The organism is Mucilaginibacter sp. HD30, from assembly GCF_054061755.1.
On record NZ_JBSSEO010000001.1, the window covers coordinates 3156709 to 3176788 of the forward strand.

At 38.1% G+C, this 20080-nt stretch carries 22 protein-coding genes and 1 tRNA gene; 8 read left to right on the forward strand and 15 right to left on the reverse strand.

All coding sequences use genetic code 11. The annotated features are described in order from the left end of the window. Positions 1 to 84: 84 nt before the first annotated feature. Together ACVW2L_RS15075 and ACVW2L_RS15080 are read left to right on the forward strand one after the other, a co-directional pair. A complete protein-coding gene (locus ACVW2L_RS15075) occupies positions 85 to 408 on the forward strand; it encodes a hypothetical protein (RefSeq protein WP_457126385.1) in 324 nt (107 codons plus the stop codon). After that, positions 405 to 1313 (forward strand): IS3 family transposase, encoded by a 909-nt coding sequence (locus tag ACVW2L_RS15080; protein WP_457128789.1) that lies wholly within the window; start codon positions 405 to 407, stop codon positions 1311 to 1313. Before ACVW2L_RS15075 ends, ACVW2L_RS15080 begins: the two co-directional genes overlap by 4 nt. Positions 1314 to 1745: 432 nt before the next feature. Here the strand turns inward: ACVW2L_RS15080 and ACVW2L_RS15085 are convergent, their stop codons facing one another. After that, on the reverse strand, positions 1746 to 2174 hold the full coding sequence (locus ACVW2L_RS15085; RefSeq protein ID WP_457128790.1) for a single-stranded DNA-binding protein: 429 nt from the start codon (positions 2172 to 2174) through the stop codon (positions 1746 to 1748). Between the two features lie 24 nt (positions 2175 to 2198). After that, the gene (mutY, locus tag ACVW2L_RS15090) at positions 2199 to 3242 is read right to left on the reverse strand and encodes an A/G-specific adenine glycosylase (protein ID WP_457128791.1); all 1044 of its coding nucleotides are present in this window, start codon (positions 3240 to 3242) and stop codon (positions 2199 to 2201) included. Positions 3243 to 3415: 173 nt separating this feature from the next. Here mutY and ACVW2L_RS15095 point away from each other — a divergent pair, with 173 nt between their 5' ends. The 3 genes from ACVW2L_RS15095 to ACVW2L_RS15105 all read left to right on the forward strand — a co-directional run bounded on the left by ACVW2L_RS15095 (position 3416) and on the right by ACVW2L_RS15105 (position 6373). Beyond that, complete coding sequence (locus tag ACVW2L_RS15095) at positions 3416 to 3709, forward strand: HU family DNA-binding protein (RefSeq protein WP_457128792.1); 294 nt, start codon at positions 3416 to 3418, stop codon at positions 3707 to 3709. 18 nt (positions 3710 to 3727) lie between these two features. Beyond that, entirely contained in the window at positions 3728 to 4573 is an 846-nt protein-coding gene (locus ACVW2L_RS15100; protein ID WP_457128793.1) for a tetratricopeptide repeat protein, read from the forward strand. Between the two features lie 249 nt (positions 4574 to 4822). Beyond that, on the forward strand, positions 4823 to 6373 hold the full coding sequence (locus tag ACVW2L_RS15105; RefSeq protein ID WP_457128794.1) for an Rne/Rng family ribonuclease: 1551 nt from the start codon (positions 4823 to 4825) through the stop codon (positions 6371 to 6373). Between the two features lie 63 nt (positions 6374 to 6436). Here the strand turns inward: ACVW2L_RS15105 and ACVW2L_RS15110 are convergent, their stop codons facing one another. The 4 genes from ACVW2L_RS15110 to ACVW2L_RS15125 all read right to left on the reverse strand — a co-directional run bounded on the left by ACVW2L_RS15110 (position 6437) and on the right by ACVW2L_RS15125 (position 8920). Next, the gene (locus ACVW2L_RS15110; RefSeq protein ID WP_457128795.1) at positions 6437 to 6610 is read right to left on the reverse strand and encodes a hypothetical protein; all 174 of its coding nucleotides are present in this window, start codon (positions 6608 to 6610) and stop codon (positions 6437 to 6439) included. 81 nt (positions 6611 to 6691) lie between these two features. After that, complete coding sequence (locus ACVW2L_RS15115; protein WP_457128796.1) at positions 6692 to 7762, reverse strand: hypothetical protein; 1071 nt, start codon at positions 7760 to 7762, stop codon at positions 6692 to 6694. Positions 7763 to 7769: 7 nt separating this feature from the next. After that, complete coding sequence (locus tag ACVW2L_RS15120) at positions 7770 to 8510, reverse strand: M56 family metallopeptidase (protein WP_457128797.1); 741 nt, start codon at positions 8508 to 8510, stop codon at positions 7770 to 7772. 23 nt (positions 8511 to 8533) lie between these two features. Further along, entirely contained in the window at positions 8534 to 8920 is a 387-nt protein-coding gene (locus ACVW2L_RS15125) for a BlaI/MecI/CopY family transcriptional regulator (RefSeq protein ID WP_457128798.1), read from the reverse strand. 451 nt (positions 8921 to 9371) lie between these two features. On the opposite strand from ACVW2L_RS15125, the gene ACVW2L_RS15130 reads away from it, so the two are divergent. Beyond that, positions 9372 to 10235 (forward strand): DUF535 family protein, encoded by an 864-nt coding sequence (locus tag ACVW2L_RS15130; RefSeq protein ID WP_457128799.1) that lies wholly within the window; start codon positions 9372 to 9374, stop codon positions 10233 to 10235. Positions 10236 to 10422: 187 nt separating this feature from the next. Here ACVW2L_RS15130 and ACVW2L_RS15135 read toward each other — a convergent pair. Beyond that, positions 10423 to 10497 (reverse strand) — tRNA-Val (locus ACVW2L_RS15135). A gap of 137 nt (positions 10498 to 10634) precedes the next feature. Between ACVW2L_RS15135 and ACVW2L_RS15140 the strand changes: the two genes are divergently transcribed. Then, positions 10635 to 11882 carry a phage integrase SAM-like domain-containing protein gene (locus ACVW2L_RS15140; RefSeq protein WP_457128800.1) on the forward strand — a complete coding sequence of 416 codons (1248 nt, stop codon included), beginning with the start codon at positions 10635 to 10637 and terminating at the stop codon, positions 11880 to 11882. A gap of 70 nt (positions 11883 to 11952) precedes the next feature. On the opposite strand, the gene ACVW2L_RS15145 is transcribed toward ACVW2L_RS15140, so the two are convergent. From ACVW2L_RS15145 to ACVW2L_RS15170, 6 genes are all read right to left on the reverse strand, one after another. Then, positions 11953 to 12372, reverse strand: coding sequence for an ion channel (locus ACVW2L_RS15145; protein WP_457130204.1), 420 nt, complete (start codon positions 12370 to 12372; stop codon positions 11953 to 11955). Beyond that, on the reverse strand, positions 12320 to 12472 hold the full coding sequence (locus tag ACVW2L_RS15150) for a hypothetical protein (protein WP_457130225.1): 153 nt from the start codon (positions 12470 to 12472) through the stop codon (positions 12320 to 12322). Before ACVW2L_RS15150 ends, ACVW2L_RS15145 begins: the two co-directional genes overlap by 53 nt. Before the next feature lie 309 nt (positions 12473 to 12781). After that, positions 12782 to 13882 (reverse strand): FRG domain-containing protein, encoded by a 1101-nt coding sequence (locus ACVW2L_RS15155; protein WP_457128801.1) that lies wholly within the window; start codon positions 13880 to 13882, stop codon positions 12782 to 12784. A 52-nt stretch (positions 13883 to 13934) separates the two neighbouring features. After that, complete coding sequence (locus tag ACVW2L_RS15160) at positions 13935 to 15698, reverse strand: AIPR family protein (protein ID WP_457128802.1); 1764 nt, start codon at positions 15696 to 15698, stop codon at positions 13935 to 13937. A gap of 11 nt (positions 15699 to 15709) precedes the next feature. Then, entirely contained in the window at positions 15710 to 16483 is a 774-nt protein-coding gene (locus ACVW2L_RS15165) for a hypothetical protein (protein ID WP_457128803.1), read from the reverse strand. Positions 16484 to 16922: 439 nt separating this feature from the next. Then, complete coding sequence (locus ACVW2L_RS15170) at positions 16923 to 17876, reverse strand: tetratricopeptide repeat protein (RefSeq protein WP_457128804.1); 954 nt, start codon at positions 17874 to 17876, stop codon at positions 16923 to 16925. A 442-nt stretch (positions 17877 to 18318) separates the two neighbouring features. On the opposite strand from ACVW2L_RS15170, the gene ACVW2L_RS15175 reads away from it, so the two are divergent. Continuing rightward, positions 18319 to 18738 (forward strand): hypothetical protein, encoded by a 420-nt coding sequence (locus ACVW2L_RS15175; RefSeq protein ID WP_457128805.1) that lies wholly within the window; start codon positions 18319 to 18321, stop codon positions 18736 to 18738. A gap of 40 nt (positions 18739 to 18778) precedes the next feature. Here the strand turns inward: ACVW2L_RS15175 and ACVW2L_RS15180 are convergent, their stop codons facing one another. Both ACVW2L_RS15180 and ACVW2L_RS15185 read right to left on the reverse strand, forming a co-directional pair. Beyond that, a complete protein-coding gene (locus ACVW2L_RS15180; protein ID WP_457128806.1) occupies positions 18779 to 19630 on the reverse strand; it encodes a hypothetical protein in 852 nt (283 codons plus the stop codon). Positions 19631 to 19651: 21 nt separating this feature from the next. Further along, positions 19652 to 19987, reverse strand: coding sequence for a hypothetical protein (locus ACVW2L_RS15185; protein ID WP_457128807.1), 336 nt, complete (start codon positions 19985 to 19987; stop codon positions 19652 to 19654). Positions 19988 to 20080 lie beyond the last annotated feature (93 nt).

Here is a 20080-nt window from a genome sequence, read left to right on the forward strand (position 1 = left end):
AGCCAGTTATATAAATTCAAATTTGCGCACTTTTGATAACAGTTGTCTCGTCCTGAAATAGGTTTACACATTAAGTAAACAAAGATGGACGAAAGAACAGCAGAATCGATACTTATGGATCGTAATTTATTGGGATTAAATTACCGAGCTTTAGAGAAAAAGTACGGAATATCCCGTGCGCAAATCCACCGGATGGTGATGTCAAAGCAAAAGAAAGAAAAGAAGCCGGCAGCAATTAAAGCCATTTCAGTAGAAGACACAACCTTACCGGATGATGTTAAGACGCTCCGTGAGGAGCTTCGAAAAGCTCGTCTGAAGATTGAGTTACAGGATCTGATGATCGATATATCCAGTAAGGAGCTGGGTATAGACCTGCGAAAAAAGCATGGCACCAGGCGGTCCAAATGAAAATGCAAAGCTGCTCACGGGGACTTCGTGAGCTTTGCAGACTGCTTGGTCATTCGCCACAGGCGTATTATCAATATCAAAAAGCATTAGGAAAAAGTGTACTGGAGGACGACCTGATAATCGCTCAGGTGCTTGCTCACCGCCTGCTTCAACCGAAACTTGGAGGACGAAAGTTGTATGCGATGATGGAGCCATTTATGGCAGATCATCATATCGTCAGGGGCAGAGACCGGGTGTTTGACCTGCTGCGTGAAAACGGTTTGTTAAACAGAAAGCGTAGGCACAGTAAGCCCCGGACAACGGACTCGAATCACTGGATGAAGAAATACCCCGACCTGATAAAGGGTATCGTATTAAGCCGTTCAGAAGAATTATGGGTGAGTGACATTACCTATATACGACTGAAAAAGAGCATATTCGCTTATCTGAGTTTGGTTACAGATGCTTACAGTCGTAAGATCGTGGGTTACCACATGAATAAGGACCTATCAGTTCAGGGGCCTGTGGCGGCTCTGGAAATGGCGCTTAAAGAAAGGACGGGTAATGAACTGTTGATCCATCATTCAGACCGTGGTTCACAATACTGTTGTGAAAACTATATCGGTTTGTTAAATCAAGCCGCTATCGCTATCAGCATGACCCAAAGCGGTGATCCCAGGGATAATGCCATTGCAGAAAGAGTAAACGGAATACTAAAGCTGGAGTTACTTAAGGAAGTATATCCCCACCTTACAAGCGCCCGGGAGTCGGCAGTAACAGCTGTTGAGATTTATAACAGCGTGAGGCTGCATAGCAGCATTGATATGATGACCCCTGACCAGGCACATGGTCAAACCGGCCCGATCCAACGTAAATGGAAGAGTTGGGTTAACAGACCCTGCAGAAATCGGGTACCACAGTTTTAAACAAAAGAAAGGAGACAGTAAAAAGAAAAAAGAAGCAAAAAACGAAAAACATGTGGAAATATGGAAAACTGAAGGAGTTTCCCACATTCCCACACAACAAGCAAACAACAATAGTTTATTCTTTATATTTAGAAAAGTGTAAACCTATAACAGGACTAAAATTAAAGTGTAAACTTATCACAGGATTAATCATTAAAAGTGTAAACTTTTTTCAGGACGATACACACAAGTGCGACCAAAATAGACTTGCTATCGATTACAAAGACGGTATTACATTTAGTCGGGCTGATAAACAATAAATAATTATTACTATATATCATTATCCTGGCAGGCAACTTGCCGATTGCATTAAGACCTTCAAATAAATCACTAAAAAAAACAAAGCCCCCCGACAAGAATCGGGAGGCCTTCATTGGTTGGTTTATATTTGGTTTAGAATTGTATATCCTCTGATGCGGCAGTCCCGTCAAAAGTTGGCTGGCCGTCGGGCAGTTTGTTACCGTAGCGCGGATGATTGTCGCTTTCAAAATCAGTCTTTCTACCTAAAAGGGTAAAGTTCTCTGCAACTATTTCGGTAGTATACTTTTTTAAGCCTTCTTTATCTTCAAAATAACGGGTACGCAGTTTACCTTCAATGTAAACCAGTTTGCCTTTTTGCAAATATTTGGCGGCTACTTCTGCCAAACTGCGCCATAATACTATATTATGCCACTCCGTTTGCTCAACCTTTTTTCCATCTTTATTAAATGTTTCTGAGGTGGCCAAAGGGAAGCTTGCTACAGACACACCACCTTCTAAATATCTTATTTCGGGGTCCTTGCCTAAGTGACCCACTAAAATTACTTTGTTAATTCCAGACATGGCCATAAAAGTAAATATTTATTTCTAATTTAAAAAATTATCTAAAAATATAAAAATCACTTTTGGCAGCGCCAACTTCGTCAAATTTTCTACTTCTATGAAATCCCAGCTTTTAGCCATTACAATGGGTTTCTGGTCTAAAATAACAAAGCGCACATGCAAATGTTGATGGGTTAAAATATGTTTTACAACTGGGAGTATTTTCTTTATTCTTAAATCAGGCCCAAAAAATTGTACCGTTTGGGGTAAGGTTGCCAATTCTGCTATGGTGATTTGATGGTCTGCTTCTATCAAAGGCAGATCATACATATTGGCCCATATATCGCCCTCGCCGCGCTTATTTATTAGTATCCGGTTATCGTCCTCTATTAAAAAATAATTAAAATAGCGCTCCTTAATTTTTACTTTTTTGGCCTTAACGGGCAACGCTGTTGTTGCGTTGTGCAAAAAAGCGTAACAACCCAAATTAATGGGGCAGGTACCACAAGCCGGATTTTTGGGCTTACAAACCAATGCGCCCAGCTCCATCATGGCCTGGTTATGCTCGGCGGGCTTATCCTGGTTAAGAAAATCGTCTGCCGCCGCTCTAAAGATCTTTTTCCCTATCGTACTATCAATAGGCTCGCTTATTCCCAGGTAGCGGGATAGCACCCTGTAAACATTACCATCAAGCACGGCCTTAGCCTCATTAGCAGAAAACGATGCTATAGCGGCGGCTGTATACTCGCCTATACCCTTTAATTTTATAAGCTGATGATAGGCGGTGGGGAATGTTCCCTTATACTCTTGCTCCACCTGTAGAGCAGTTTTTAACATGTTGCGCCCGCGCGAGTAATACCCCAGGCCCTGCCAAAGTTTTAAAATGTCATCTTCCGGCGCGGCGGCAAAATCAGTTACGGTAGGGTATCTTTCTAAAAACCGGTAAAAGTAAGGCAGGCCCTGCTCAACCCGGGTCTGCTGTAAAATAATTTCAGACAACCATATGGTATAAGCATCCGTTGTGTGGCGCCAGGGCAGATCGCGCTTGCGTGTATTGTACCAGTTTATCAGCTTTTCTGTAACGTGCATGACCCACAAAAGTATAAGTTATACAGCTAATTGTGTGGCATTTGTAATATATATATGTGTATTAGATACCCCCGCAAAAAAAAAGCACTAATAATTTCAAACTTTGCCAATAAAGAGATACTTTTGCAACCCCAAATCAGTTAAGTAATAATATATTAAAAGGAAATAAAAACATGACTAAAGCAGAAATTATAACCGAGATCTCTTCAAAAACAGGTATAGAAAAAGTAGACGTTCAGGAAACAGTTGAGGCGTTTTTTAAAGTTGTAAAAAACTCTATGGTTAGCGGCGAGAACGTATACGTTAGAGGATTCGGTAGTTTTGTTATTAAAAAGAGAGCTAAAAAAACAGCGCGTAACATTTCAAAAAATACCGCTATCATCATCCCGGAGCATTTCGTTCCAAGCTTTAAACCGGCTAAAACTTTTGTTGAGAAAGTAAAAACTGGTAACAAAGTTTCTAAATAAGCAATCAATTAAAAGGTCATGAAAATCAAACAAATAGCATTCGCAGTAGCCATTTTGGCTATTATGGGCTATTTGTATGTTCAACCGTTAAGGGCTTTACCTAAAGATAGCGGCCATGATGCGCCCGAAAGCGCTAAAGCAGGTGTTGCCCCGGCAGCAAATGTTACAGTTACGAGTGTATCTGTAACCGCTAAAGCTGCTATAGGCGAAGGCCTGTCAGTAAAGATCAATGATCTGGAAGCGAAGCTTCAAAAAGCATCAGCTGATGCGGATAAAATTGATCTTGAAAAACAACTTGCAAAAACCTGGGATGATGTAAATCAACCCGCACCAGCTGCATTTTACTACCTTACCGTTGCGCGCAAAGAAAATTCTTTCAGCCAATGGATGAACGCTGGTATCAGGTTTAATGAGGCTTACAAAGTTTCGCCGGATACTGCAGCCGCACCTGTTTTTGTAACTAACGCGGTTGAAGCTTTTCAAAATGCCACTAAACTTAACCCATCAAGCCTGGATGCAAAAACAGGTTTGGGTGTGGCTTATGTAAATGGTGGCGCATCGCCAATGCAGGGTATAGCTTTGCTGCGCGAGGTGGTTGATAAAGACCCTAATAATGTGGCAGCAAACCTTAATCTGGGTTTGTTCTCGATGAAATCTGGTCAGTATGATAAAGCTGTTGCACGTTTTAAAACGCTGATAGCTATTAAGCCCGATTTTGAAGCTTATTTTTATTTAGCCGAAAGCTGCAAGCAAATAGGCAAAAAACAGGAAGCCATTGCGGCTTACCAAAAATGCAAGGAACTAATGCCTGATCCATCATTCACTCAGCGCATTGACCAGTATATAAAGGAATTACAAAATTAAGTTAAACACATTTAAAAAATTATTATTATGCCAAGCGGTAAAAAACGTAAAAGACATAAAATGGCTACGCACAAACGCAAAAAGCGTTTAAGAAAAAACAGGCACAAAAAGAAATAAGATAAGGGGCTTTTAGGCCCCCTATTTTGTTTGCTTTTATAGCAAAAGCAGATAGCATTTATTGTTTTTTACCCTCAATTAATATGCCTTGTGAGAATAAACAAATCACGGCATTAAGAAATGGAGTAGCAGTTGATAAAAGAACTAATTATCGATTCATCCCCCAACGGGGCTACCATTGCATTATTACAGGATAAACAACTCGTAGAGCTTCATAAAGAGCAAATAAGCAACAATTATACTGTTGGCGATATTTATCTCGGGCGCATTAAAAAATTGATGCCCGGGTTAAATGCCGCTTTTGTTGATGTTGGCTACGAGAAAGATGCCTTCTTACACTATCTTGACCTTGGTCCGCAGGTGCAGAGCCTGCTTAAACTGACCAAGCAGGTACGTGGCGGCAGCTACAAGTCTAAATTGTTAGATGGGTTAAAGCTTGATGACGATATAAGTAAGGGAGGAAAGATCTCTGAAGTATTGGTAAAAAATCAGCTTGTTCCGGTGCAGATTGCAAAGGAACCTATATCTACCAAGGGCCCGCGTTTAAGCTCAGACCTGTCAATAGCCGGCCGTTACGTAGTACTGGTGCCTTTTTCTGATGTGATATCCATATCAAAAAAGATAAAGAGCAACACAGAGCGTACACGCCTGCGCAAGATAGTTGAAAGCATTAAGCCCCAAAATTTTGGGGTTATTATCCGTACCGTTTCCGAAGGAAAAGGTGTAACCGAAATGCAAAAAGACCTGCTTGATCTGATATCAAAGTGGGAAGCCTTTGTTACGCGCCTGCCATTGGTAGAGCCGGGGAAGAAGGTATTGGGCGAAATTGGCCGTACCTCAACAATTTTAAGGGATATATTAAATCCCGATTTTCAGAACATTTATTTAAACGACCCAAGTTTGTTTGAAGAGGTGAAGTCGTACATACGCGACATCTCTCCGGATATGGAAAGTATCGTTAAGCTGCACAAGCACAAAGAACCGATATTTGAACATTATGGCATTGATAAGCAAATAAAGGGAGCGTTTGGTAAAACAGTTAACCTGGCAGGCGGCGCCTACCTGGTTATTGAACACACCGAAGCGCTGCATGTTATTGATGTTAATAGCGGCAACCGCACAGCAAGCAAAGAAAACCAGGAAGAGAACGCCTTCCAGGTAAATAAAGAAGCTGCTAAAGAAATTGCAAGGCAACTGCGCCTGCGCGATATGGGTGGTATTGTGGTGATCGACTTTATCGATATGCACAAACCTACCAACCGCAAGGAGCTGTTTGACTACCTGCGTGCCGAAATGGCGCATGACAGGGCCAAGCACACCATTTTGCCTCCAAGCAAATTTGGGTTGGTGCAAATTACCCGCCAGCGCGTAAGGCCCGAAATGAATATTGTCACCAGCGAGGTTTGCCCGGCATGCCATGGCACCGGCACCATAAGGCCTACCGTATTGCTGATAGACGATATTGAGAATAACTTTAATTATATACTGCTTGAACAAAACGAGCGCGGCATAACACTATGCGTGCACCCGTACGTTGAAGCATTCATAAAAAAGGGCTTATTTAATATACAGCGCAAGTGGTACTTTAAATATAACCAATGGATAAAGGTTAAAAGTAACCCTGCTTACCAGATAACCGAGTTTCATTTTTTCTCGTCGAAAGACGAAGAGATAAAGCTGTAGATTTTTTGATGTGCAGATATGCGGATGTGCAGATGTTTTAATTAACGTCTGCACATTTTGTTTTTAGGGCTTTTTGCCGGGCTTGTTTATGTTTGTCTTCAAAAGAGCCTTGCCACGGGAATATAGTGGCGCTAAGGGCTGCATTTGGGGTTTTATGCCCTTTTCCTCTGCCTCATCCTGACTGCTCTGGTAAGCGGCGGGTATCCATTCTGGTTTGATGTGGCGGCCGTTGTTCATGTTGTAAATTTATGCTATAAGTTAGCAATAAGCTAAACAAAAAAGTCCAACATTTCTGTCGGACTTCTTATTAAGTGAAGGTCACTTGGTTCTAACATCGCTGTAACTCCAACTTATTGCGCCACCCGGTGCTTTTTTCACAAAGTCGTTTAAATATTTTTGGAAAACGTCGTCGGGCTGCTTCTTACCGTTTATTATAAACTCATCGCTATTTAGCTTAAATGAAAAATTGTCTTCGCCGGCTGTGAACAGTTTATCTTTTGCCATTTCCAAAATAATTTTGTTCATGGTTGATCGGTTTTGCGTTGGATCAACTCTATGTGAAAGACCATTTTTAGATAATGCCAGGTATTTTTGGGCCAGTGCTTCCGGTTGTTTCACTCCGTTTACTACAAATGAGTTTTCATCAATACTAAATGGTACCGGATGATTTTCTTTCATTAGACCATCCTTTACCATTTCGGCCCAAATAACGCCGGTGGTGTTATTGGGTTTATTAGCGGCGGTTGTAGGCAGCGGTTTTAGCGGAGTAGAACTACCGGCAGAGTCTAACTTCATCAACTCCTTTAGGTTTATTTTGGATGAAGTAGTTACTGAAAAACTGGTTACTGTATTCGTGTCGCGGATAACTCTTCTGCCTGTTTGAATATTTTTATTAAGTGAATCTGTCGGCTTAAACCATGCTGCTTCATTAAGTTCGGCTTGTTCCCTGGCACTCTTCGGAACTGTATCTGTCTGCCCAAGTATTGGCTTTAATTTAACGGCAGCAGGCACCACAATTTCGGCAACCCGTTTGCTCCTCTCTTGCTTATGTGAAATAGCATTAACCACCTGATGGATGGTCTTCTTAATCGTTTCTTTTTCTGCAAAGGCCGACAGACATAGGCCAGATATAACCAAACAGATAGTCAGCAAGGCTTTATCAAAAGCATTCAGGCTGTGGTTACGGTTATTTACCAAGCGTTTTACCCTGCTGATCAAACTGTTATTCTGGCCCGAAAAAGCTACCGCATACGTAGGGTTTGCCTGGCGGTATTCCTCGCAACTTACCAGCGCTTGTATATAATTATGTTTGCTTGTGCTATTGTTAAGAGCGAGATCATCACAACAATTTTCGCGCTCAGTTTTGATCAAATGCGATACCCACAACACAGCAGGGTTAAAAAGAGAAGACTATCTCTATAAAGCTTTGCAGAAGGTTAACCAAATAATCGCGGCGGCGGATATGCGCCAGTTCATGCATTAATATAGACTCTACCTCGGCAGTGCTTAAAGCTGTTAGCAGGCCTATAGGCATCAGTATAACCGGTTTTAAATTGCCTATCACCATTGGAACCCTGGCCGCACCTGATTCTAGTAGCTCAACTTTTTGTTTAATTCTAAGGCGCTCCGCCATTTGTTGCATGGTTTCTATCCAACGCCCGCTCACCTGGCGCGTACCTGAACGCTTTAAACGGTAAACATCCTGTAACCCCAACCCCATTTGAATAGCCTTTACGCAAATAATCAGGAACCAGATGAGCACTACAGCATGATGATAGGTATTGATAAAGGCCGAAAGATCTGTTAGATAATTGTACCGAACCTGCATTGGCGGTGCAACAGTTGTTGACCCAAGATCAATGTTGCCCGTAAAGGTACCCAAAGACGAAGCAACTTCCGACCGGTCAATATCGCTAAACTCCCGACCAAATATTACTGCGCATGAAACGCTGAACAACACTAACAGACATACTAATAAATTGTAACGCATGGCCGAGCTTGCCTTGCGGGTAAACAAAATTACCAGCCCAGCCAACGCGGCCAACACAGTTGCCAAAACTAATGAGTACACTAGCGTGGCACTTAATGCAACCATTATTTGATCAATCAACGTGGATGTAATTACTGATTTTAACATAATGTAGAAGGTTTAGGAGTGGTTTATTTCTTTTCTAATTCATCAAGCATCTGGCGGATACTATCAAGGTCTTCTTTTGACGCTTTTTCATTGCCTAACAGTTGCATAACCAGCTTGCCTGCTGAGCCTTGGTATACAGAGTCGATAAACCTATCAAGCAGGTGGTCTTTGGTTTTATGCTCGGCTTCCACCACGTGATATATGTGTTTCATCTGGCTTTCATCACGTTTTAGGATGCGCTTTTCAGCCATAATCTGCATCAGCTTCAGGGTAGTGGTATAGTTCACATCCTTTTGCTTCAGCAACTCGTCATTAACCGCGCGAACGGTTAAAGGGCCTTTTTCCCATAGTACCTGTAATATTTCTAATTCAGATTTGGTAGGTTCTACTCTTTTGTTTTGATCTTCCATAATATTTGATAAAACAAAGGTAGGAATATTTTCGTACGAAACAAATATTAGGACTTATTTTTGAAAATATTTTCAATCTCTTCCTTTCATACATATTTTGCGCAGCATCCAACGCAATTAGAAGCGGGTTAAGTATGGAGTTTGTTAGCGAGGCTTTTTCGCATAGTAACTTGAAAACAACGCAAGGTTATTTTGCAGGCTTTGAAGAGGCAAATAAAAAGGAACTAATGGAAAAATTATTAGACTTTTAGAGAAGGTTTAATAAAGCATTATAACGAAATGAAAATAATTATGTGGAATTGTAGTATGGCATTTCGTAAAAAAGGCGAATTTATTTTATCTCATAACCCTGATGTTCTTATTGTTCCCGAATGCGACCACCCGGATAAGTTGACCGAAAAAGCCTACCTTAGCAGATCGAGTCCTATGAGACATGCGGTTTTTCTATAAAATGAGTGATAAAGTCAAGGGAATAGTTGCGATCCTTTCCTACATGATTCACGGTCAGGTACTTTTGAACATCGGTAACTTTTGGAAATTGAGCCGGGTACTTTCCCCATTTCTGAAGGCAAAACTCATTTCCAACCGCCCGCTTACTATTTTCCTGGACCCTTATATTTCCCGGCCCTTTGATAGCCGCCAAAGGAATCAGGTATTGATCTGTCATTATACCTTTCTTTCCCGGACTATTCCCACGGTACACCTTCGCCAGCTTTTTTTATACGGACTGGAGTGTGTTAAATTAAGCATAGAGGACTGTGAATTTAGCATCGTTTTGCAAAAGAATATCATATCGGAGTATGAGGGGCCTTTATCCTTATGCCTGAAAGTGAATAATGATCTCATCTCTACCATGTCATTTAGTTTCCTGCCCGGGGAATTGATGGGCTGCCGGAGCGGTGTCCTTCTCTACATTGCTCACTTGCAAAGGTCGCCAACATTAAAAGCGAACAATGATCGTTTCCTGGACCTTTTTAACAAAATTCACCCGTCGGCTATTTTGCTTAAAGCAATTGAAGCGGTTGCCGTGTCATTGGATATCGATACCCTATTAGCGGTTGGCGCCGCCAACCAGTTGAGTAATAGTCCTGGATTGGATCAAAAGGCTTTTGCCAATACCTATGACGAGTTTTGGCAGGCGAGGGGAGCTGCGCGTTTCCATGATGATTACCTGTTCACCTTGCCTTTAAAAGAGATTCCTATATTAGATATCAAACAAAAACACCGGAATAAAACGGTAAGAAGGCGTGACCTACTGAGTGAAGTGTATGAAATTTGCTATGCTAACTTTAGCAAGGTCGTTCAGGCATCTTAAATGTCCCCTCGCGTTTGCCGCTAGGTACCTCATGATCAAATTAAACCGCCATTTTTCACTAAATGCAGCTGAGCTTCTAAGCTTTAAAAATCCGATAGAATATTTAATTTAACAGTTTTTATATGCAAATTGTATGCAAATAAAAAAGCACTTATGGTTTTTATACCGTAAGTGCCTGACTATTAAGTGGGAGTTACTGGGTTCGAACCAGTGACCCTCTGCTTGTAAGGCAGATGCTCTGAACCAGCTGAGCTAAACTCCCTTTGGCTTAAAGGGACTGTTTTCTAGGTAATTATAAAGACAAATCGTCTAACCGCTACCGTCCAACCGATGTGTTGTTGTAAAATTTGCAAGCATTTGCAAGCAAAAGCATGCCACCGAGCCATAAAAATCACTTTTATGGTTTTTCCACATTTAGTTTTAGATGACCGCAGAGCAAAAGTTAATGGTACTTATCCAGTCATTATCCGGGTAACCCACAATCGTAGAACCGCCGCATTTCCGGTAGGTGTATCAATAAAGAAAGAACATTGGGACGAGCATAACTCCACCCTGCTCAAATCTCACCCTAACTATAAAAGTCTTCATTCCGCCATTACCAACGCTTACCACAAGGTACAGAAGTCCACTGAGGGGTTATTGGACAATCAACAGTTTACGTTAAAGGCCTTAAAAGAAAAGATAAGGGTACAGCCGGTAATTGAAGTTGAAGTAAACAAACCACTTACTTTTAATGAATACTCGAATCGCCTAATAAATGACCTATACCAAAATAATAAAGTTGGAAATGCTATCGTTTATCAGACTTCGGTTAATCGCCTTATATCGTTTGCTAACTTTGCCGAACTCACGTTTGAGCAAATAAACTACCGCTTTCTTGAAAACTTTAAAAGCAGGTTGGTTAGCGATGGCGTAAAACCGAATACTGTAAGCAACTACTTCCGAACTATCCGGGCGATTTTTAATAAGGCGATTAAAGAGAAACTGGTAAGTAAAGATGCGTATTACTTTACTGATATTGCGTTCAAGTCTGAACGAACCGCTAAACGTGCAATCACAAAAGATGAGGTTATAAAATTTGCAACCTACGAGGCTGCACCGAATAAACCTGAGTGGGATGTAAAAAACTATTTCATGCTAAGCTTTTGCCTTATAGGTATATCGTTTACCGACCTTGCATACTTAAAACACTCAAATATTAAGTCTGGTCGCTTGCAATATAAACGACGCAAAACTGGTAAGCGTTACGATATAAAATTGACTACCGAAGCTCTGGCAATCTTTAAGAAGTATCATAATGAAAACGGGGAGTATCTTTTACCTATCATGCCTAACACTATTAAAGAAGATGGCTTAGAGGCAAAAAACATCATACTGCAATGGATTAAAACCACGAACAAATATTTGAAAAGAATATCCGGTAACCTCGAAATTGGTGAAGTTACTACTTATGTCGCACGTCACACTTGGGCTACTTTAGCTAAGCGTATGGGGTACTCAAACGAGTTAATTGCTGAAGCAATGGGGCATCAATACGGCAATAGAACTACCGCTATTTATCTGGATGATTTCGAGCAAGATGTTATTGATAACTTAAATTTCGCAATACAATATTCTATAAGTGAGCTATTGAGTTTTAGTGATTAATTCAAGGAGATAAAGAACTTTTGAGCACTTATGAGCCTTTAGTAATTACTAAAGGCTTTTTTAGGTCAATCTAACTTTTCGTGCGATTTTTCCATTTAGCTTTGTAATCTTCACCTTTTGTATAATAAGTAGGCCGTTGAATGTTGGCTGAAAAAAAATTAAAAAACAAACTAACAAATAAAAAAAATAAGATTGTTTGACTTATAACTAAAAGCTGCCCAAACCAATGTAAAGGATAAATATCGCCGTACCCAACCGTCGCCGTTGTTACAAAACTAAAATATACTAATTGAATATTTGAAATTAGCTTGTCTTTAAAGAAATTGTTAATCAGGGTATTACATACTGAATAGATAACGGCATAATTTAGCGCTACCTCAATGTAATTTATGAAAATTGAAATTAGTGACCTCTTATAGGATATAGGTTCGGCAAATTCATTTGATAGAAATATAAGGCACGCCAAATAATTCACCGTTTCCCAAGCCATGTAACCGGCTATGCATGCGTATATCCAATGATTGTTTAAATGAAAAAGTAGAAAGGCTATTGGTAGAAAGAGTTTGAAGATAACGTAGATTTCTATCCATATTTTTCTTGTAAGCAACCCGTATTTTCCTGAAACGTGCCTAATATATAATCCCGGAAATATAAATAATGATAACGACAACAATAACCGTAGTATTCTTTCAATACCAAAATCATTATGGTATTTATTTTTCCAAATACGGCAAACATTTAGTTTTTGATTTTTTATTGCAGGATACAACCTTTCCTTGGGTCTTATATGTTCTTGCCCAGCTATTAAAGTTGTAAAGGCTTTATAAATGGTCGTAAAGAATAGCTTACACATTAATTGTAATTGTTTTACGTATTGATGAACTTAACGATGTAAGAAATTATAATTTAATTTTTAACTCTGCCAATACGACAATCAGTGACTGAGTATAGTCTTGTAACTCTTGCTGTGAGATTTTCTTAGGTGTATGTACTAACAAATTTCTAAAAATTCTCAACCTATCAATTATAAACGCCTGTCCTTTATCTATTTTTTTCGATTCATATAAAAGTCTTGTAGCCTCTCTTACTGATAAAAATCTTTTTGACTCGTTGCGAGATGTTGTAACCATAACGTCTTCGAGTTCAGCCCATAGTTTCAAAAACTCGCCTAAATCTCCTGTTTTTAACTCCCTTTCAACTATCGATTTAATTTCTTGACATAATTCAAGTATTTCATCTTGTTTAGGGTAAAGTGATGCCTCCGGGATTTCATGAAAATCATTCCCCCAAAAAACCTTGCTATTATTTATTTTAAATTTCGCAACAAGGCGATTGTTAAAATCTAACTCGTTTTTACTTTCGAAGTTAGTAGTGATTTCGTCCGTACCCGCCAAATAGCCCTCTTGAAAATAGGGTCGAAGGGCATTTGGTGGACAAATACTTAGTAGCCTAATATTAACAATATCTTGTTCTGAATTGATAGAAATTCTATTGGTAAGATATGGAAACCCAAACATGTAGACATAGGCAAAATCATCAGTGTTGCCAAGTGTTGCAAATGAGCATGCGACTCTTAATGAATGTGTGAAATCTAATAAAGGTGTCGAGCAAACTTCATAATGCTGCAAAACACTCCATTGAACATACTTACGCTTTCTTAGTTCTTTATAACCGTCAATCTTCTTTTCTGTAAACAAATCTACAAGAGCTTTACATGCTCCATCCAAGATATCAAAACGATTTGTAAGCTCCCGAATTGGCAAATAGTCACCTCTGTATATACTTGGGTAGAATGTTGAACTACCGGCCTTGTTTAAAAAGTCATTATTTTGCCCCCTGAAAAACAGGAGATTATCCTTGTTTTTATAAGACAACTTTGCTGCGACCTCAACGAGTTCACCAAAGGTATTAATCGGAAAAGCCTCTGATGCTGCGACTTTATTAGCATCCTTGTAATATCTTAATAACTCATTTGTAAGTTCAGGCGTAATACCACGCATAAAATTTCAAGGTTTTGATTGTAGTAGATGATTTATGTGATTGCGATGCGTATCAATCGGCCGCCCATCGATATTCGAAATCCTCCTGCCCGAGCACAAGACCTTCTTTAAGTTTTTGGCTTACCTGTGTACCGCCGGGCATCATAGGTAACATCTGGAAATAATTCCTTATGGCGAAGTTGATTCCTGCTAAACATGTTTTCGCTTTTATCCAGTTTTGTGGGCTAAAGACCCTGTTTTGTGGCTGCACTTCATTGGCAGCCGCCTCTAATGCCATATTTAAGCTAAGACCTGCAATTTTAACAATTTCATTTACCAAACCATTTTTTTGTGCTTGTTCTAAACATCTTATAGGTGAAGGTACCCTATCAGAAATGTTATTTGAAATTGCAAAACACATTGATATTGCATACAACTGATGAAATGGTGCGTACGCTTTCATAGCTAACAACGTTTCATTTAATCCTATTGGATTATCAGGTGTCCAAGTAGTCAACACTTCCTTCATCCACAAATTAAGGGCTTGTGCATTTTCAGGTCTGTAATCACGCTTAAATAATATTTCAAAATATTTGTCAAATATCTTAGTTTCACCGTAAGATATATTCGGCCTCTGTGAGTGCCATGCTATAAGGTATTTACCGAAGTCTGATAAATCCAACACAAAGTTTTTATCTTTCTCAGCGGGAGCTTGCTCGCCTCTTTTAGTAACGAAATATCCGTTTGGATATTTAAGCTCAAATGCACGTTTAAGGTTTAATACTCGCTTATCATTGCTTCTTAAATCACGTGGTTTTACTGCACTTTGTGAGTTTGTGTTTATACTAATCCTGTCTGCTCTTTCCCTTTGTGGGATTTCATAGAATCGGAACATCACAAAAGTTTCATCAAGCTTTTTAACAGTTTCACTACAGCTAAGAATTGTATTTAAAGATTGGCAACCATTTACAATACTTAATCCATGCATTTTTAAGCTATATCCCTCGACTTCCATTTTATTGCAAATGGCTGTAATTCCATTGTGAAAAAAGAAAAAGTCCCGATGCTTATCCCCCAAAATGGTATTTTTTATACCCTTATTAACAGCGTTACTTATTCCAAGACTTTGCCTTACATTTTTCTGAAATAGAGAACCATCCTTTATTCCGGGCAGTTTAACGCAGTCTTTTAAAGGAACAGCCGCCAAAACAACCTGCGTACCTGCAATAGTCTCTGAAAAATATTTGCAGTCAGACAAATCAAGTGTATAATTAATGTTTGGGTTATCTGATTCAATAGAGAGTTCATATCTCCTCAATAACTCGGGTGCATCAACTACCGTAATTACGGCATCAATATCATCATTTTCTGATATGATAGCCAGCTCTCTTTGGAACGTTTCGAGGTCATTTTGTGCGGCCTCTGTCAATAGTGATGTAGTTACCAATTCAAAACAAATTTCATAATCATCTTCAAGTGCCTTAGCTACTTCTGCAAGTTTTCTTTGAAGTCTAATATTCCCAACGTTTTGAAGTCTAACCAAATCCCTTAATTGAATCCATGAAGATAAAACTTCTCTTAAAGGCTCAGCATCAACGGAAGACCCGGACATGAATTTACCTTGAATTATATAAATTGTAGTCTTATCATTATCTATTACTATAGCGTCAATTTGCTTGTCGTCCGCACCATCAGTGATATCATCTCTTGTCTCATTCATATCCCTTAGGTGGATATTTCGGAGATACCAAGCAACAAATCTTTGCCCGTCATTAGCAAAGTTTTGTTGGAAAAAAGCCGTTTGAACTTGCTCTTTTATTTTTTCGTATATGTTCATTTTTGTGATGTTTAGCTATTATGGTTCTCTTCGTTGGTTATAATGATTCTTATAGGAGCTAATCCAGCCTTCGGCTTTAAATCGTCTTGATTTACTGACTCAATATTGTCTGCGCTATAAATTCTTTGATAACCATTGGTATCAATTTCTCCTCTGGTAAACTGCTTTGTAGACGGAGCGGCGTTAGTTAAATCACAAAGTAATTTTCTTACTGAATCTATATGGTCTGGAAAAACGTGTTTAAAATAAAGTAAGCTACCTGAAGTCAATGTAACAGTTCGTATGTTTTTTATTATGCTTGTTTCAACTATTCCCAAACCAAGTTCTTCTACCTGCGGAACGCCGAAACAATCACTTCTATGAGGTAAAGCTGTAGGAAACGCCTTTGATTTTCCGCAATATAAAAGGTAGTAAGATTTACCCCCGAACTTTTTTTCATGGATGAATAGTTTATCCCATTGCTCTAATATTTTGCCCTTTATCTTAATATCTTTAAATGCTCCATTTGCCGACATTACCTTAGCTTGCAAAGCATACCAGCTATAGGTTCCCGAAGCGTTTTGTATATATAAGTCTAAGTCATTCCCATATTTGGTTTCTGTTTTCCAAGTCGACTTGTAAATCTCAATTACATTGCTCCCGCTCGATGCAAGGTACTCTGATAACCTATGTACTAAGTGGTCGGTAAGCCCCAATTCGGCAAAACTATTGTTGTGCCTGAAAACACTTGTTAGAAAATAAAAAACGTCTATTGAGAATTGGCGGATAGTAGTTTGAATTGACATGAGGTTTTGGTATGAGCGTAAGTTAGATTTAATATTTATAAACTGCGAAATATTATCTTTTAAAATACATGTAGTTCTACCAGCAAGGTTTTATTGAACAATGAGAGAGTGAGGGATTAAGTAAAATATTGGTTATTGAGGACTTTTTTTTTGCCTCACTTTTACATTACTCAATTTTTGTTTAAGTGGCGCACCTTCTGACGCAGATTATATTGGAAACATTATTATATAACTAAAATATTAGCTTCAATGATGTCTTTGAATATGATTTTATACCGTTGCCGTAAAGTTCCTAAAGTTACGTTATCAGTAATTTTACTTGCATAGTATTCTATTTCAAAATCGATTAGTTGCAAAATGGAATAGTTTTCACGAACATTTTTTTGAAATAAGTTAAAAGCTGTATCTAAATAATGTTTAGCTCTTTTCTCATCTTGTTTTATTGCATTTTTATAAACCCTGACAAATACCCATAAATAAGCTTCTTTTCTGTTGAATCTAACAATACCTTTTGTTCATTGAAACTTTCAAAATGCCATTTCAGTTGATTGAATACAGTCCCCATTATGTCCGGCTGTTTTTCAATCTTGTCTAAAAATAAATTTATATAGAAAGTGCATTTGGAGAAATCATTAGCCAATAAATAAGATGTGGAGACGGTTAAATATGGTAATAGGTCATCTTTATCTATTTTAATTAGCGTCTCGTAATTTTTGATTGCCTTCTCATACTCGCCGAATTGAAAATATTGGTAGGCTAAGTTATTCAGATATGTTTGATTATATTTGGATAAGCTTAACGCCTTTTCATAATAAGGTAAAGCAAGTTTAGTGTCATATTCGTCTAAAGTTTCGTAAATCATTCCTAATCGATAAAATGCATCAGGAAATTCCGGATTGCTCTCGGTAGCTTTTTGAAAGTACTTTATCGCTAATTTATAATCAAGGTCTCGGTATAATAACCCCATGAAATATAAAGCATGTTCATCATTTTTATTGAATTGAAAAATCAAGTCAATCTTCTTTATCAATAGCTCTGTAGTGAAACCATAGTTGTCGATGTTATCCCTAATTTGCGACTTAAAAAGCCCCATTGCTGCTAATTCATTAACGGAATCAATATTTAATGCGGCTTTAAATTCCAACTTTGCAGCATTTAGGTTCCCAACATTTAATAAATTGTTTCCTAACAATAGATGCCTTTCAGTAATCGCTATCTTTAAATCTTCTTGCCTGTTTTTTCTCTGATATTCTTTCTGCTCGTTAGCAATCTTTTCCAATGGTTGTAGAAAAGAGATTTTGTAAAAGATTTTACCAACAACGAATCCTAAAATTGTTACGAATAAAATAAAAAGAGGAACTAATTGAGAAATATGTTCTAATAGTTTAAGCATGATTAGTTTTGCAATGTCTTAGTAGCATTAAATTTACATAATTATCCATTAATCACTACTTTATACTTGAATTGTGTTCTGTTTTCCTTTTAATCATGCTTAAAAAGAGAACATTTTACCAAGTATTTAGAACCAATATGGTGCCGGAGCAAAGTAAATTTTACCTGTGATTTTATTTACTACGACATGGCAATTATTTCCGTAGAGGGAGGGATTCGATTATGTGCATTTTTAATGCCTCACTTATTTTTTCAATAAGCTTTCTTAAATTTTATCTTGCGGAAGTATGTTCTAAGAAACGGCATGCTACGAGGTATTGTTATCCGGTTAAAAGTTGTTATTCAAATGCAGTTATAACAAAGTTATGTCAAAATAAATTAATTTGGTACAGTCTGCTTCGTAACACAAGGAGCTGGTTTATATTAGGTTTATATTAAAAACCATGAGTGTAACATTCACATATTATAAATTCAATAACCCCGGTTTCCCAATTAGTGATTGGGATTATCTGAGAGTTAAAGCAATATCAGATAACGGAAAAAGAATTGATTTCTACGGATATGTAAGCATCTTTAATGAGGCTAAAGGGTGGCTGATTGTAGATGCAATTCCATTACTGATAGTTTTACTTCTCAATGTTAAAGTTTATTTCCTTCAAACGGAAGGTGCATTAAAGGTTTTAGATTTCATGTACGGCGCATTGGCAATAGTATTATTTGCTTCTGCCTTACCACTCCTTTCTTTGTTGATTGTATGGATTAGAGCAATATTCTATAATAACAGGTTGAATAGCCTGTTGAGAAGGACACAGACTTACCATCAATGGGAAGATAAATATTACAGGCGAAAGGCCTTTAAATAAAAAAAAGTATTCGCTATAAATTATAGGCGGACTTATTTAATTACCAACTGATTTTCCCTGTAGTTCTATTAATGTTTTTACAGTGTACAACCTCCAATTCGTTACATTCTCCTTCAGTAACTGTGATTGTTGACCTGTATACATCAAATAACTCGATAGCCTTATCAAAACCGACCACATCAGGATTGAAAGCATGATTTAATCCAGTATTTATTAATCCCGCTTCACCTAAACAAGTTGGGTAAATTATTCCAACTATGCTTTTGTTGTCCTCAGTAACTCTGGAAAATAAGTAGTTACTATATGCTGCACTTAAAAAATAATCGGCGGTCTTAGCGTGCTTGATTCTAAACTCATCAGATATGTAGTGTAGAAACTCTATCAACTCAATTTTATCTCCGATTAAGTTAGGATTAGCTATAATTTCATTTTTGAATTTTAATGTCATGTTAAGCAGCTCCTTATTCAAAAACTCGTTGCTTTGATTTTCCAGCAAATAGGTTACTCTAACGTTCCGATTAACTCGCCATACACTTGTTGTATGATAAACTGGTGGTACACTTTTGTGGTCTTGTAAGTACTTAGATACCTCACAAAAGGATAAAAGGTTACTATCAGAGCAATAAAACATACTTTGTAAGGGTTCATTGCATCGACCGTAACTTTTAATGTTTAAAAAGTCTTTCCGATAAGAAACATCTGATTCATTGTTAAAGAAATCTTCGCCAGATTCATGCCGCCGTACTCTAAAGAGAAATTTGTAAGGACTGACTAATTCAACTACTTGAAATGGAAAATTTTGATAATCAAAGAAATTCTTAATTGAGGAATAGACGTTCTCAATGTCTCTTTCTCGTAATTCCTTGAGGATACTTAAAATTTTATTTTCCATAATCCCGAAGATAGATGATTGCTACTGTATCACCTGCTCTATCGTACTGATTCCATCTGCAAATTTATTCATCAGCATCAATAACGATGCTGAAACCTGTAAGTGTACATCTTCAATGTCTGCGTACAGGTTTAGATGTTCCGAATCTCTAAGGAGTATTTTTATTGAATTTTCCTTTCCCTTATAGTATGGTTCGCCGATATCTCCGTTAAGATATACTAATCTTGGCTGAATGGGATTTGCCAACTTTATAGCATCTAATATTAGCTCATTAATCTCCTCCCGATTATCAGAAGCCTGAACCTTATTTTTAATATCATTTAGCTGCAATACTAACTGTCTCTGCTCGGTTGTCATAATAGTAATTTAATTTTGTTTCTTAGCCCTCCGCCTTTTGAAAAGGTGTTTTACAGTTTTAACATTTTGTATAGGCTTATAGTCAAATATAAG

What these genes read in the sequence shown, in the direction of transcription:
- ACVW2L_RS15120 (WP_457128797.1), bottom strand. Translation starts at nt 8,510, where the DNA reads ATGTTAAAATCAGTAATTACATCCACGTTGATTGATCAAATAATGGTT.
- ACVW2L_RS15180 (WP_457128806.1), bottom strand. Translation starts at nt 19,630, where the DNA reads ATGGAAAATAAAATTTTAAGTATCCTCAAGGAATTACGAGAAAGAGAC.
- ACVW2L_RS15095 (WP_457128792.1), top strand. Translation starts at nt 3,416, where the DNA reads ATGACTAAAGCAGAAATTATAACCGAGATCTCTTCAAAAACAGGTATA.
- ACVW2L_RS15085 (WP_457128790.1), bottom strand. Translation starts at nt 2,174, where the DNA reads ATGTCTGGAATTAACAAAGTAATTTTAGTGGGTCACTTAGGCAAGGAC.
- ACVW2L_RS15100 (WP_457128793.1), top strand. Translation starts at nt 3,728, where the DNA reads ATGAAAATCAAACAAATAGCATTCGCAGTAGCCATTTTGGCTATTATG.
- ACVW2L_RS15185 (WP_457128807.1), bottom strand. Translation starts at nt 19,987, where the DNA reads ATGACAACCGAGCAGAGACAGTTAGTATTGCAGCTAAATGATATTAAA.
- ACVW2L_RS15080 (WP_457128789.1), top strand. Translation starts at nt 405, where the DNA reads ATGAAAATGCAAAGCTGCTCACGGGGACTTCGTGAGCTTTGCAGACTG.
- ACVW2L_RS15110 (WP_457128795.1), bottom strand. Translation starts at nt 6,610, where the DNA reads ATGAACAACGGCCGCCACATCAAACCAGAATGGATACCCGCCGCTTAC.
- ACVW2L_RS15170 (WP_457128804.1), bottom strand. Translation starts at nt 17,876, where the DNA reads ATGCTTAAACTATTAGAACATATTTCTCAATTAGTTCCTCTTTTTATT.
- ACVW2L_RS15145 (WP_457130204.1), bottom strand. Translation starts at nt 12,372, where the DNA reads ATGGCTTGGGAAACGGTGAATTATTTGGCGTGCCTTATATTTCTATCA.
- mutY (WP_457128791.1), bottom strand. Translation starts at nt 3,242, where the DNA reads ATGCACGTTACAGAAAAGCTGATAAACTGGTACAATACACGCAAGCGC.
- ACVW2L_RS15155 (WP_457128801.1), bottom strand. Translation starts at nt 13,882, where the DNA reads ATGCGTGGTATTACGCCTGAACTTACAAATGAGTTATTAAGATATTAC.
- ACVW2L_RS15125 (WP_457128798.1), bottom strand. Translation starts at nt 8,920, where the DNA reads ATGGAAGATCAAAACAAAAGAGTAGAACCTACCAAATCTGAATTAGAA.
- ACVW2L_RS15160 (WP_457128802.1), bottom strand. Translation starts at nt 15,698, where the DNA reads ATGAACATATACGAAAAAATAAAAGAGCAAGTTCAAACGGCTTTTTTC.
- ACVW2L_RS15075 (WP_457126385.1), top strand. Translation starts at nt 85, where the DNA reads ATGGACGAAAGAACAGCAGAATCGATACTTATGGATCGTAATTTATTG.
- ACVW2L_RS15175 (WP_457128805.1), top strand. Translation starts at nt 18,319, where the DNA reads ATGAGTGTAACATTCACATATTATAAATTCAATAACCCCGGTTTCCCA.
- ACVW2L_RS15140 (WP_457128800.1), top strand. Translation starts at nt 10,635, where the DNA reads ATGGTTTTTCCACATTTAGTTTTAGATGACCGCAGAGCAAAAGTTAAT.
- ACVW2L_RS15165 (WP_457128803.1), bottom strand. Translation starts at nt 16,483, where the DNA reads ATGTCAATTCAAACTACTATCCGCCAATTCTCAATAGACGTTTTTTAT.
- ACVW2L_RS15150 (WP_457130225.1), bottom strand. Translation starts at nt 12,472, where the DNA reads ATGGATAGAAATCTACGTTATCTTCAAACTCTTTCTACCAATAGCCTT.
- ACVW2L_RS15130 (WP_457128799.1), top strand. Translation starts at nt 9,372, where the DNA reads ATGAGTGATAAAGTCAAGGGAATAGTTGCGATCCTTTCCTACATGATT.